Raw genomic sequence first — 13,739 nt, 5'->3', positions numbered from 1 at the left:
AATAAAACATCCGTTGAGAACGATTATGTTTTGACGAGATACACCTCTCGAATCCGCCGTGGCAGCGTATCGACCGTTAATCCTCGTTGACAGGACCGGGATGCGTCACGTCGTTGGAGCGTTCGTCCGCGACTTCGTGGAGCGCGTTCGTGACCGTCCCGTGTTCGGACGCATGAGGGCGGCTGGGTGCGTCATCGTATCCATAGTCGAAGATACGGTTCCGATTGAGACTGAGTTTCGTGAACTTCGGCTGGAGCAGGTCGAACAGCTCGAAGCGCTCTTCGAGATCGGGAAATCGCGCCTGGTAGTCAAGAATCACGTTTCGCGCGTGCATCCAGAACTGTTCTTCTGGGTAGTCCTCGTGCTCTTCAAGGAGATCTACGATGTACTGGAAGACGCAGATGAACAGTCCGGAGAAGATGAACTGGCAGAGTCCTTCAGGGGGCTCTTTTCGGAGTACATCATGCATTTCGTCGGGGAGCGCCTCCAGTTCATCGAGTGGCTGGTCGCTCACGTTCACGTCGTCAACGAAGTCCTTGATCGCGAGGCGCGTCGGGACATCATCTTCGACGACAAGGATCGTATTCTGACCGTGCGGAGAGAAGACCGTCCCGTAGCGATAGAGGAAGTGTAGCAGCGGTGGGAGAACGATGCCAAGAAACTCTTCGAGCCACTCGTCAAGGGTGAGGCCCGACTGTTCAACGAGACGTGAGATGTAGGGTGTACCGTCACTGTCGACATGCATTAATGCCGAGAGCGTGATTGCTTGCTCGTCGTCCTCAACGAAGGTGTAGATAGACTCGCGCCAGATGGCACCCAGCAACTCGTGGTACTGGTAGGGCGAGTTATCGATGTCGGCGAAATCGGAGTGGTCGTAGTTGATGCCCGCAATCTCCCCTGGAAGAATGAGGTCTTGGTTCTGGAGAAACTCGTCTCGTTCGTAGATTCCCTTGATATACTCGGTGACTATCGGTGCGAGTTCCGTCCGTTCACCCGGTAGCCCGCGCCAGACGAGTGTGTTGAGAATCCGCATGGGTACTTTCACATGGTGTTTCTCATCGTTATCGATGTTGACCAAAGTGCGAACCGACTGCTGTGGGAGATACTTGTCCGGCCCTTCACCGAGCGGGACGATCTCGTCAGCAGCGATATGGTCAGGAAACAGCGGGACGATACTGTTCTCCCACTGCCAGTCGTGGACCGGCAGGAAGTAGTACGCGTCCGGGTCAAGCCCTTGGGCGGCGAGGCGGTCACGGAATTTATCGTAGTGGTCACCGAGTTCACGCCGGACGAGCGAGTCGTGGGTGACATTCTCCATCCCGACGAACGTCGCGTTCTTCTTGCTGACGGCGGCCCATGAGAGCGTTACAGGCTCCTTCCGCTCGGGTGCGTACTCTCTGTAATCGTCGTATCCCCACCCAAGCCGGCCCTTATTGTAGGTGATCCAGGGGTGACCTGTCATCTCGCCTTCGAGGTGGGCATAATCGAGGTCCGTGGGGTCGAAGTCTTCGCGTTCTTGCTTACGCGCCTCAATGTGGGCATCGGCGAGGAGCGTCCGCTTGTACTCTCGAACGAGATTTCCCTCGGTGAGTCCGTCGAGATTCGTGGTTTCACCGAGATCGCGCAAAAGACGGAGCGGATCACCGAGGTCTTCCCACGCCTTGTTCGTGCGGCGTTCAATGGTGTCGTTGTAAACATGAAGTCTGTCCATCAACCGTTCGGCAGCCGCGAAGCGATAGCTGGCGTTTCCGAGGTTGAAACGGTAGCTGACACCGTCACCACCGGATTCAACTTTTTGTGGTGAGATGATCTCCTCGTAGGTAAATTCCTCGAGCATCTTCGTAAGGAGACGGCGTTCGACTGTCTCCCATATATCTGCGTCCAGTGCGTTCTGTAGCGTGGTATCGTTTGGATTCATGATTACTCGTTCTGTGTCAGCGGAGTTGATTCGCTCCCGTGAGCACAGGAGGCACCGGGCGTGTGTTCGACAAATTGTTCGAGCGAGAAGTCTTGGTAGATTGTGTCGGTGTCTTCGGGGTAGACCTCGCGGCCGACGAGCCGATTGACGAACTTCGTGTTGCGATAACAGCCGAGTCCGAGGTCGGGAACGCCGACACCGTGTGTATGGAGTTCGGCATTCTGGAGGAAGACATCTCCAGCCACGTCGATAGTAAGGCGATGGTCTTCGGACACGGCGAAACGCCCCTGTTTGTCCCAGTTGATTGCGTCTTCGAGCGGTTCGAGGAACCCGGGAATTGGGCGTTCGTAGCCTGTGCCGAGTATGACGACTTCACTCTCGTGGATGAACGACTCGTCAGCTTGCCACTGATGACAATCGAGGGCGTAGACATCGCCCACGGATTCGATGTTCCGTACAGCGGTCATTCCGAAGAGTCCAACGTCGGGGTCACGCTCACCGATGGAGCGCCGGTAGAGCAGGTCATAAATCGCAGCGCTGGTTCCTGGGTCAATTCCTTTGTACAACAGATCCTGATTCGGGATGAGCTCGTCTTTGACTCGTTGGGGGAGGTCATAGACGTACTGTTCGTACTCAGGCGTGAAGTGCTGGAGACCGAGTTTCGAATATTCCATTGGGAAGAAGCCATCCGAGCGCGTCAGCCAGTTAAGGCGGTAGTTGCGGTCGGATTGGCGTTCGAGGAGGTCCTGAAACACCTCGGCGGCGCTCTGGCCCGACCCGACGACTGTCACAGAATCGGCCGCAAGGACGCGTTCGCGGGTGTGGCGGTATCGGGCGGTGTGGAAGACGTCGCTTTCGGGGTGGTCCTGTAGGTGGTCGGGGATGTGCGGGCGCGAGCCAATGCCGAGTGCGAGGTGCTCGCCGCGATACTCGAAGCGCTCGCCGGAATCGAGGTTTCGGGCGATGACGACGTAGTGATCGCGTTCGTTGTCCCAACAGATTTCAGTGACCTCGCGCGAGAAGCGCGGCGAGTCGAGACTCTCGGCAACCCACCGAAGATAGTCATTATACTCGCGGCGCGGTATCTGGAAGGTCTCATAGAAATAAAATTCGTAGATCCGGTCCGTCTCGCGCAGATAATTGAGATAGCTGTAGGGGTTCGTCGGGTCCGCGAGCGTTACGAGATCAGCGAGGAACGGCACTTCGAGGCTCGTCCCTTCGAGAAGCATCCCCTCGTGCCAGTTGAATTCTGTATCTCGTTCGAGGAATACGGCGTCAACGTCTTCCCTGACATCGTCCAGCATGGCCGCAAGACCGAGATTAAACGGACCGATGCCGACGCCGATGATGTCGTGGACCGTTGGATCAGTCATCGACACTCACCCCGTGTGTCGGTGCGGCTGTCGGGTCGGTGAGCACGTTCGCTTCGAACTGTTCGCGCTCGCAGACCAGCAATAGAGCGTCCTTCTCGGCCTCGTCGAAGTGAAACTCCATCCGTGGCTCGAACCCACACTGCTTGAAGACGTGGATGGCACGCTCGTTGCGGACGTCAGGCTCCGCGACTACCCGCTGGGTCTCGGAATGGCGAAACTGCATGGCGACGACGGCCCGCAGTAGTGCGAGCGCGTAGCTGTTGCCTAGATACTCTTCCGGACCGATAAGCAGGTGGACACCCTGGTCAGTCGGGTCGGCATCGTAGTGGTTCGCAACGCCGTCCTCGGTCGCCCAATAGCACTCCCAGTAGCTCATCGGAACGTGGTCGAGACCCCCGATGTAGGGCGTGAGGTGGCCATCGGCGAGTTTCTCTGCGAGGCGGTCGCGGAACGCCGGCAGCGGGAGGTCGAGCTGCCAGTACGGTTTCACATGGTCGCTCCCGAGCCACACGTAGAGACGACCCAAATCTCGCTGTAGGGTTGCTTGACGGAGCGAGACTGTCTTGTCGATGCTCCGGTCGTGGTTCTGGTAGTCGTACTCGGTCGCGATGGTTGCGTCTGGTCCGGTCATGTATTGAGTTCGGTGACGAGTGGGTTCTTCACGTCCGAATAGACGGACTGGTTCTGTAGGTCGTTCTCTAGCTCATCCAGCCCCCGAAAGCGCGTCAGCAGGTTTGCCTTACAGGGGACCGTCTCGTCTTCGAGGAGCGGCCCGAGGAAATCCGACGAGGGCCGGTCGTAACGCTCGCGGGCACGTTCGAGTTCCTCGCGGAGCAGGCCGAGCAGCCGCATCTCGTCTGCGACCCCCGCACAGCCGAACGCGTTGACCATGCCGAGCGCGTTGTTCAAAATCACGTAGTAGCGCAGACGTTCGTCGGCGATGTCGTCGGCACAGACCGTCCCTGCGCGCTCGCCGACGCCCGGCAGGTACTCCTCGACATCGCCGTGCTTTGATTTGGGGAAGTAAAACCCCTGATTGTCGCGATAACGGAACTCGCTCGGGTAGCCCTCGGTGTCGAGGGTGAGCACCGAATTCTGCTGGTGGGCCTCGACGCCAACACCCTGTACGAGGTAGAGCCAGAGGACTGGCCGCACCGAGAGTTCGAGGTACTGGCGGAACCAGTCCGCGCTCACCTCACCCAACTCGCGGCCCTCGCGTTCAGCGATAGAATCCACGAGACGCCCCAGTCGTGATTTCCCCGCGATGGCATCCTGACAAAGCGAGACCACCGACGTTGCCTCGGTGTTGCCTCGGAAGGGGTTGGCCCGTAGCACCGTTTCAAGCCCCGACTCCTGCCCGTCGCCCGCATCGAGCGCGAGATATGCCGGGTCGCGGATGACTTCGAAGTTCGGGAACGCTTCGACAAGCTCGTCGCCGAAGCCGGTATCGAGGATCTCCGCGACGGCGACGCCTCGCTCCAGCTCGGGGCGTTTGTTCGTCCGAACGGAGTTGGTTATCATCACGTTCAGCGAGGATTTCACCATGAACGGCGCGTCCGGGCTGTAGAGTGTGCGGACGGAAGTTGTCGGGTAGAACTTGCGCCCGACGCTTCCGAGGTGTTCGAGACTGTTGCCAAGTAGGTCACGAACGCGCGTGGTTTCGAGTAGGTACTCGGCCTGCCATGGGTGGACGGGTAGGAGCACGTCGTCGCTCTCGACGTGTTCGGCGACGAACGACGCGGACACAACAGGGTCGTCACGCAGAGCCTCTTTCACCCATTGCGTCGCGCTCCGGTCGAGTGCTGAGTTGGCCGATACGAGACTCGGGTCGGCACGGAAGTAGTGGAGTGGGAACGAGCCGCGAAGCTCCGGCGCGTATGTTGTCTGGTTTCTCACAGCGATTCCTCGACGGCTCTTCGGCGTCGGATGGCGGTGGTGGCCGAAGACGAGCGCCTGCTCGGCGTCACGAAACGAGAGTTGCTCGTCGTAGAGTCGTTCTTCATCACCTGCGCGGGCGGCGATGAACGATTCGGTGGTCCGTTTGCTTCGTAGGATGCGCTCCAGTAGTTCGTCTGGAACGGCGTCACCGTCCCGTGCGAGCGAGAGGTCCTTCACCACGACCGAAGCGAGCGTGGCTGCGTCCGCCGGGTGGGTCGTCCCATCGGGAAGGCGATAGTGGATGGGCGTCTTGAATAGATGACGCTCCGTTGGGGAGCGGTGTTCGAGCGGCGCTAACAGGTCGATACCCTGTGCGGGCAAGCGGGAGCGGAGTATCCCGTCGGACCCGGGTTTGACGCCGGCCACGCTGTCGTCGTGGATCTCGTAGGTTCCAGTTTCACGGAGATAGCAGTTGAGGAACGCGTGGACGGTGGCGATGTCGGCCCGCTCTACAGGGTCGACGTCGTTCTCCTCGTCTTCGACACCGAGACTCACACCAGTACCCCCCGTTCCGAAACAACTCCCGTGCCGCACTCGCGGATGGTTTCCAGCATCGCGGCGACATCGTCGAGCGTTGCGGTCGGGTTCAACAGCGTGAACTTCAGACTGGTCACTCCCTCGATTTTGGTCCGAGCGACGACAGCCCGCCCATCGTGGAGAAGTCGGCGGCGAACCGTGGCGTTCAGCCGGCTCACTGTTCCATCGCTCATTCCCTCATGCGGTCGATACCGGAAGACGACGGTGTTCAACGTCGGTTCGCCCAACAGTTCGAAATCGTTGGCGGAGTCGAGTAGTGACGCCGCACCGTCGGCGAGCTCAAGGGTTTCGTTAACGAGAGTCGCCATCCCTTCGCGACCGAGCGCCCGGAACGCGACGTATGGCTTCAGCGCGTCGAATCGGCGCGTCGTCTGGACCGACTTCGAAACGAGATTCGGGACGCCGGTCTCGTCATGTTCTTCCGGATTAAGATAGTTGACGTTACGTGCCATCCACTCGAAGTCGTCGCCGTCGTGGAGCAGGAACGCCCCGCAACTGATGGGCTGATAGAACAATTTGTGGAAATCAACGGCGATGGAATCCGCTTGCTCGATTCCATCGAGCAAAGCATCGTGGTCGTCAGTTAGCGCAAGCGCACCACCGTACGACGCGTCCACATGGAACCACAGGTCGTGGTCGGAAGCCCGATCCGCGAGCCCATTGAGAGGGTCGATACTCCCAAAGTCGGTCGTGCCCGCCGTCCCGAGGAGTGCGAACGGCTCACCCTCTCGTGCTTCGAGATCAGCGAGCGTCGCATCGAGCGCGTCTAGGTTCATCCGACCCTCGTGGTCCGTCGAGATGGTGACGAGAGCGTCCTCGCCGAGACCGAGATGGTGTGCGGCCTGTTTCCCTGTGAAATGAGTGTTTTCCGAACAGAGGATGCGAAACGAGTCGGCCGCCGACGGAAGTCCAGTAGCCTGAACGTCCCGACTGAACTCCCGATGGCAGTATCGGTCTCGGGCGAGCAAAAGGGCCTGAAAATTTGACTGAGTCCCTCCGCTGGTGAAGACGCCATCAGCACTGTCGGGGAACTCAAACAATTCAGAAAGTGCATCGATGACCCGCTGTTCGAGGATAGTCGCGGCGGGTGCCTGATCGAACGAATCGAGTGACTGGTTTGTCGCGGTGAGCATCGCCTCGGCCGCGAGGCCGGGAATCATCGGTGGACACTGGAGGTGGGCTGCACATCGCGAGTTCGACGTGATAACCGAATGACGGAGCACGTTGTCAGCCACCTCATCGATAGCGGTATCGAGTCCCATTCCGTTCTCTGGGATGATTGGTTCCTCGAATTGGTCAGCGATTGTTGCAGGGGATCGCCCCGAGTATGGATTTTCGTGGGTAGCGAAACTATCGAGGACGGCTTCGACTGCCCGCTGCATCGCTTCTTGGTAGGCGGTGTTGCCCACCTCCGAGCCGAGGAACAACTCGTCCCCGCTCATGCTGTCACCTCTGCCGGATCTTTGCTGGTGTTTGCAACGACAGCGACAGCTTCGGCAAAGATCGTGGCGATATCATTTATTTGCTTTTTCGAGACGATCAAAGGTGGAAGGAACCGTACAGTTGCGCTGTCGCGCCCACCGAGTTCAACGATAACCCCGCGGTCGAAACACTCGGCTTGGACGGCCTCCGCGAAATCGTCATCCGGGGCGTGGGGTCCTGCGCCCTGCCAGTTGGTATTCGGGTCAACGAACTCGACGCCGAGCATCAGGCCACGCCCGCGAACGTCTCCAATCGCATCGAAACACTCGGCTGTGTCGGTGAGTTGGTCACGGAGACGAGTGCCTACTTCGGTGGCGTGGTCGTCGAGGTCGTTTGCAAGTACGTGCTCGATAGTCGCCTCGCCAGCCGCCATTGCGAGTTGATTGCCACGAAAGGTGCCTGCGTGAGCACCTGGTTCCCAGACATCAAGTGACTCGTCATAGACGACGACCGCGAGCGGAAGCCCACCACCGATGGCCTTCGAGAGAGTGAGTACGTCGGGCGTGATATCTGCATGCTCGAAGGCATAGGTCTCCCCGGTACGACCGAGACCAGTCTGAATTTCGTCCACAATTAGGGGGATGTCGCGCTCGCGCGTGATGCGTCGCATCTCCCGGAGCCACTCGGCCGGTGCCGGGACCGCCCCTCCCTCGCCCTGAACGGGTTCGAGAATCATCCCGGCGGGGTCGGTGATGCCGCCGTCAGGGTCGCTGAGGAGGTTCTCGATGTAGGTGCTCGTGAGGTGGTGGCCCTCCTCACCACCTACACCTAAGGGACAGCGATAGTCGTAAGGGAAGGGAAGGTGGTGGACCTCGGACATCAGTCCCGTAACAGGCTCTTTGGCATCAGTGTCGCCCATCAGCGAGAGAGCACCGTTGGTCATCCCGTGGTAGGCACCCTGAAATCCCAACAAGCCTCGATTGCCGGTCGCCGTCTTCACGAGCTTCAGTGCTGCTTCGACAGCATCTGTCCCTGCGGGGCTACAGAACTGCACTTTCGCTGAGGCAGCGAAGTCCTCGGGAAGACTTTCGAATAGTGTGTCGACGAACCGTTCTTTCGTTGGAGTCGAGATATCAAGGGTGTGAATGGGACGGTCGGCACTGAAAACCCGTTCCATCGCCTCGACTACCTGTGGGTGGTTGTGTCCGAGCGCAAGTGTCCCTGCTCCTGCAAGGCAGTCGTAGTATTCGTCGCCATCCATGTCCGTTATCGTGACACCGTGAGCTTCCCGTATGGCCAGCGGAAGGTGTCGCGGATACGTCCGCGCGCTCGACTCCCGTTCGGCCTGTTTAGCGAGGATAGTGCTGTTCCCGCTATCGAGATAGCTCACTCTATGGCACCTCCATCGCGCGCTGGTTCAGGCACCCGGTGCGATTGTTGTCGGTTCTCGTCTGCGCCATACAGTATTTTAGGCTCTCCTAAAACGGCATAAATCCGGCGGATTTTAGGCGTGCCTAAATCAAAGAAGACTCACATATCACCAGCTCTGGATAGCGATGGGGTAGTGACACTAAATCCGGAGAGTGGGTATCGATCTTTGTTTTCGCCCAGTCGACAAACTTGCTGAGGATGCGTTCGGCGTTCTGACAGTATTACCAGTCTCATTAGCTTTCGATTTGGCGAGCAGGTAGTTGTTGAGTGTGCTGTCGAGACGTGTTTCCCGGGCTTCCGTCAGGAGAAGGGTTGTTCTGTGGAGGCTCGTTTCGTGCTTCGCCGATAGCGCGGTAGTGGATAATACTCGTGATTTATCGGATACTCGCGAGAGTGGACCGCGACGACCTCATTCGCTGTTGGAATCATCTTGCTGATCAGCTTCTTCGAAGGCGTTGGTCATCTGGTCGGCGAGTTCGCCGGCTTCGATATGTGAGTAGTGCTCGCGAACGACTTCTTCGGAATTGTCGAGCGCTCGGGCAGCGGCTGCGTGCCCTGATGTACGGACGAGAACCTCGCCAGCACCGCGCCGGGCACCATGCGGCATGAGATACTCTTCGTCGTCATCGAGTTCGATACCCGCCTCCTCGCAGAGACACTTGAGAACGTGCCGGCCAGCGTCGGTCGTTATCGACGGCGGCTCGATGTCGTACTCAACACAGACTTCGATTAACGAACGGTCGGTGCGCATCTCTTCGATTTCCGTCGTAGTGTAGCCACGTCGATCCAATGTGTCGGTCACTCGTTGAGAGAGCGTTGGGCGATGAAACGAGGGAAAGACTGGCCAGCTTTCGCTTGGTGCATCGAGAACCTTCTGGTACATCTGTAGCGGGTGAATCACTGGATTGGGAAGACCTCGGTCGTCGAGCCGCTGCTTTTTCGCGAATACAGTCGCATAGCGGTCTTCGAGATGGACGTCTTCCCACCGAAGTCCCTGACGTCGTTCGTCGCTCCGGTCTCGCAGTATCTCCGCACCTCGAACACCGGAGTACGAAAGGAGGTAGACGAGCGCGCGGTCACGGCAGGCTTTGGTCGCTGTTTCTCGATCTTCACCAACGTCGTCGATCGCAGTACTGGCCTGCTCGTCGACGAAGCTGGTGAGCTGGTGGCGGTCCTCAGCCGACCAGGCCTGCTGTTCGCCGCTCTTGTGGCCGCCACTGTCGGGGATGGGCTCGGTAGCGTTACGTCGCTGTGCGACGTTCTCAGCGAGGTGGCCTTCGCGGACGGCCCACCCACAGAACGCCGAGACGTACGCGTAGTAGGTACGTACCGTACCTGCGGTCCAGCCCTGACGGGTGAGGTGACGCGCGTACTCGCGCAGGTGGCTCGAACCCAACTCATCGAACGTCGTCGGACTGTCCTCATGCTTGGCGAGGAAGTCAACGAAGCGGTCGAGTTCTCGACTCGCGTCCTCTCGGTAGTTGCCACTCTCGCCAGCCTGTCCTTTGCCTTTGTCCGTTAGAAAGTCCTCGATGACTGTATCAATCGACACCACGCTACGCGCCTCCGGAGCGTTCGCTGGCTCGAGCACTGTTCTCGGGGCGAGTAACCCTGGTTCTGGGTTGTTGCATTTGGTGTGCTGTGGGGGAGGGCGGGGTAGTGGATAAATCTACATGTCCTTATTCGATTAAGCACGAGTAAACACCAAATCCGCCAATTCCGCCGATTCCGACCATCTTGAGTACGGTAGCGCCTGAAATACACCTATAAACTATATAGCGCTATACAAAATTTTTAACAGCTTCGCCTTCGTGAGGTGACTCACACCATTCCACAGATCTCGAATCTCCATCAGCGATGTCGAGAGGGTGGGAGAGCGCATACTGACCAGGTTGACCTGCTCGCGTGCACAGTTCGACCAAAGACCTACGTGAGAAGACTCTGCCCGTTTTAGCGTTCGATTTAGTAGTGCTGATCGCACTCTATCCAGTATTTTTCATCCCCGCAGCGATTCCCTTAACCGTAAGTCGCAGCGCCCGCTTTTCGGCCTTGGTCCGCTGCTCGCGGTCGAGGAGATTGGTCTGTAGCACGTTTAACGGATCGACGTAGGGATTCCGGCGGCGGAGACTCTCACGGAGCCACTTGCGGGTCACGAGGTTGTCGCGGTCGCCCGCGGTCGTGACGAGATCGGCAGTTCGTTCGTACTCTGCCTCGAACACCGGGAAGAACCGCTCGCTGAGGTGGTCGTCAGCGACTGCAGCATACTCGCTGGCGATCTCCATATCGGTACGTGCGAGCGCGAGTGCAGCGTTATCAATCGTTGTCTGGAAAAACGCCCACTCGTTATACATCGCTTGGAGTGTGTCGATCGAACCACCTTCCTCCAAGAACGCTTCAATACCGGTCCCGAGACCGTACCAGCCGGGGAGGATACACCGTGACTGGGTCCACGAGAACACCCATGGAATCGCCCGGAGGTCCTCAACAGTGCGTTCTCCTGATCGTGAGGCTGGCCGCGAGCCCATGTTAAGTTCCTCGATCACCGTGATCGGTGTGGCCTGCTCGAAGTACGACACGAACCCCTCGGTGTCGAGCAGATCCTGGTAGGTCGTTCGCGCGGCATCGGCGATAGTTGCAGCCGCGGCAAGCCATTCCTCGGGCACGTCATCAGCTGGCTGGTCAAGTGCCTGCGCTCGTGCGCGGATCTGAGCGTTCAACATCTGTTCGAGATTGCGCTCGGCGAGCCGTGGGTTGGCGTACTTCTCGGCGATCGATTCGCCCTGCTCGGTGAACTTGACCTGACCGTTGACGGTTTCATTCGGGAGAGCAAGCAATGCCTCGTTCATCGGGCCGCCGCCTCGCGAAATCGAGCCGCCGCGGCCGTGGAACAGCCGGAGAGTAACGTCGTGGTCATCCATGATGTCGGCGAGCCGGCGCTGGTTACGATAGAGGTCCCAGTTCGCGGCGAAGAATCCGTTCTCCTTGTTCGAGTCTGAGTACCCGAGCATCACTTCCTGAACGTCCCCGCGGGCGGCGAGCGCCTGGCTGTACGCCTCGTTCTCGAACAGGGTACTCATGATATCGCGCGCACCGTCGAGTGCGGTCTCGGTTTCGAGCAGCGGCACGATGTCGAGCCCGGAGTACTCGGGAAGTCCGACCGCGCCCGCCTGGTCGGCAAGGAAGAGGACTTCGAGTACGTGGCTGGGCTTCTCGGCCATTGAGATGCAATAGGTATCGATTGCGTCGGCCCCATATTCGTGCTGCCAGTCGGTCAGTCGGTCGAACCGTTCGAGTACGCGCGCTGCGGAATCAGACAGTCCATCCCGGTCGGTAACGTCAATTAGCGGCGCATCCTGGAGGATCGCTTCGGTGAGGAGTTCGACGCGTTTGTCTTCCGAGAGACTGTCGTATGCGATGTCCTCGCGACCAAGTGCTGCGGTGACCGCCGCAGTGTGTTGCTCTTGGTGGTCTCGAAGGTCGAGACCCGCGAGACAGAACCCAAATGTCTCGACCTGACGTTCGAGCGGGTCGACGTGGACCGCGGCGATTCGATCCCCGCCGTTCGCCCGGAGGCTCGCGGCCAGCGCGTCGAGGTCGGCGGTGAACTCGGCTACCTCGTCGTATCCCTCGGGGCGGACGTCGCCGATGCGTTCGAGGCGTTCGCCCATCAGCCGGAGGTGCTGGCGGTAGGGTTCGCCGGGATACCGCTCGCGGGCCCGTTCGGCGAGCATGGGGAAGCGCTTGCGGTTCGCGGCGAGGCGTTCGTCGAACGTCTTGCTCGCGTCGAGTCGGTCGGTGTTGTGGGCGAGCACGCTTGAGAGATTGGTGAGCGCTTCTTGGTACTTCTCGGTGATGCTCTGGCGCTGTCTGGTGAGCGTTTCGCTCGTGACTTCGGAGGTGACGTAGGGGTTCCCGTCCCTGTCGCTGCCGGCCCACGACCGGAACTCGAACAGTTTGGGCACAGCGATGTCGTCGAACTCGGCCCCGAGCGTGTCCTCGATTTCACGGTAGATCTCGCCGGTCGTATCAAAAAGGGTGTTCTCGAGATACCAGTGGACGTTTCGGGCCTCGTCGAGTGGCCCGGGCTGGCGCTCGCGGACCTGACGGGTGTCCCAGAGACTCGTGACCTGGGCTTCGAGGGCGTTCTTGAGCCGTGCGCGCTCGGTGTCGGTCAGTCGGCGTTCGTCGAGTGCGACGAGGTGGTCCGCAATGGTGCGGAGCTTCGCCTTCACCGTCTTGCGGTGGGCCTCCGTTGGGTGGGCAGTAAAGGTTGGCTCGATCAGCACGTCTTCAAGAATCTGCTCGACGATTTCGGGATCGCGGTCAGCGAGACCCTCGACGGCGGCACTCAAACTGTCGGCGAGCGAGTCCTCCTGTGAGGCGGTCCGGATCGCGCGGACACGTTCGCGCTCCTCCGCGAGGTTCACCATCTCGAAATAGGTGGTGAACGCGCGCGCAACCGTGATCGCTGTCTCTGAATCGAGACCGCGTAGCGTTCGATCGAGGGCGTCGCGTGAGTCAAGTTTGTCGTTACGGTAGTCGATGGCGGTGATCCGGAGGCGTTCGACAGTCTCGAACGCGTCAGTCGATGTCTGCGCTTCGAGAATACCACCAACTAGCGTGCCGAGTTCTCGAACGTCTTCTGCTACCGTGCGACTATGCAACTTCATGGCAGGAGTCGTATCGATGAGTTGGTTAATCCAAGGAATAGACGAATATTTGCCAACCCATACTCTTTTCTAGAGCCTCACTGTATCCGTGCGTCGAGAACGCGAACCTCTCGATTGATTTCACCACCGTGCAGCGTGTCATAGAACAATTGGCACGGTATTCGATTTTCATCCGAGAAGCCTGCTACCGCTGGTTCTGAATAACAACACTATCGCCTTCGTATCAGACGACACTGTTTCTTGGCCTGCTACTGAGCCGTGTGACTAATTCTATGACACGCTCCACCGTGGTTTATCACTGAGGGCGCAGGAGAAAGGGGTGTTCCCGTAGGGTCTAGCGCAAGTTCTTGACCTTTGGACGCGTATCTCTCTAAATGGGAGCGCGACGAGCTGTCGTTGAACGACACCTCTCAGACGAAGAACTGAGACTGGAAATCAAGAAGGCGGACG

The 13,739-nt window shown here is 59.1% G+C and carries 8 protein-coding genes; all 8 read right to left on the bottom strand.

Features of this window, described 5'->3' with window-relative positions; translation table 11 throughout:
* Positions 1-76: 76 nt before the first annotated feature.
* Positions 77-1,918 (bottom strand): IucA/IucC family protein, encoded by a 1,842-nt coding sequence (locus tag ACQUQO_RS15640; protein ID WP_435079198.1) that lies wholly within the window; start codon positions 1,916-1,918, stop codon positions 77-79.
* Between the two features lie 2 nt (positions 1,919-1,920).
* Entirely contained in the window at positions 1,921-3,291 is a 1,371-nt protein-coding gene (locus ACQUQO_RS15635) for a lysine N(6)-hydroxylase/L-ornithine N(5)-oxygenase family protein (protein ID WP_435079196.1), read from the bottom strand.
* Entirely contained in the window at positions 3,284-3,922 is a 639-nt protein-coding gene (locus ACQUQO_RS15630; protein WP_435079194.1) for a GNAT family N-acetyltransferase, read from the bottom strand. Before ACQUQO_RS15630 ends, ACQUQO_RS15635 begins: the two co-directional genes overlap by 8 nt.
* Positions 3,919-5,724, bottom strand: a complete 1,806-nt coding sequence (locus tag ACQUQO_RS15625; RefSeq protein WP_435079192.1) for an IucA/IucC family protein — start codon at positions 5,722-5,724, stop codon at positions 3,919-3,921. The genes ACQUQO_RS15630 and ACQUQO_RS15625 overlap by 4 nt, the downstream gene beginning before the upstream one ends.
* The gene (locus tag ACQUQO_RS15620) at positions 5,721-7,208 is read right to left on the bottom strand and encodes a pyridoxal phosphate-dependent decarboxylase family protein (RefSeq protein WP_435079190.1); all 1,488 of its coding nucleotides are present in this window, start codon (positions 7,206-7,208) and stop codon (positions 5,721-5,723) included. The genes ACQUQO_RS15625 and ACQUQO_RS15620 overlap by 4 nt, the downstream gene beginning before the upstream one ends.
* Positions 7,205-8,578 (bottom strand): diaminobutyrate--2-oxoglutarate transaminase, encoded by a 1,374-nt coding sequence (locus tag ACQUQO_RS15615; RefSeq protein ID WP_435079188.1) that lies wholly within the window; start codon positions 8,576-8,578, stop codon positions 7,205-7,207. The genes ACQUQO_RS15620 and ACQUQO_RS15615 overlap by 4 nt, the downstream gene beginning before the upstream one ends.
* A gap of 450 nt (positions 8,579-9,028) precedes the next feature.
* Complete coding sequence (locus ACQUQO_RS15610; protein WP_435079228.1) at positions 9,029-10,174, bottom strand: tyrosine-type recombinase/integrase; 1,146 nt, start codon at positions 10,172-10,174, stop codon at positions 9,029-9,031.
* 427 nt (positions 10,175-10,601) lie between these two features.
* Positions 10,602-13,289 carry a phosphoenolpyruvate carboxylase gene (gene ppc, locus ACQUQO_RS15605; protein ID WP_435079186.1) on the bottom strand — a complete coding sequence of 896 codons (2,688 nt, stop codon included), beginning with the start codon at positions 13,287-13,289 and terminating at the stop codon, positions 10,602-10,604.
* Positions 13,290-13,739: the final 450 nt, after the last annotated feature.

The organism is Halococcus sp. AFM35 (assembly GCF_051195015.1).
Classification (GTDB): Archaea; Halobacteriota; Halobacteria; order Halobacteriales; family Halococcaceae; genus Halococcus.
Note: the sequence above shows the minus strand (reverse complement) of the source record. Positions and strands in the feature narration are given on the sequence as shown.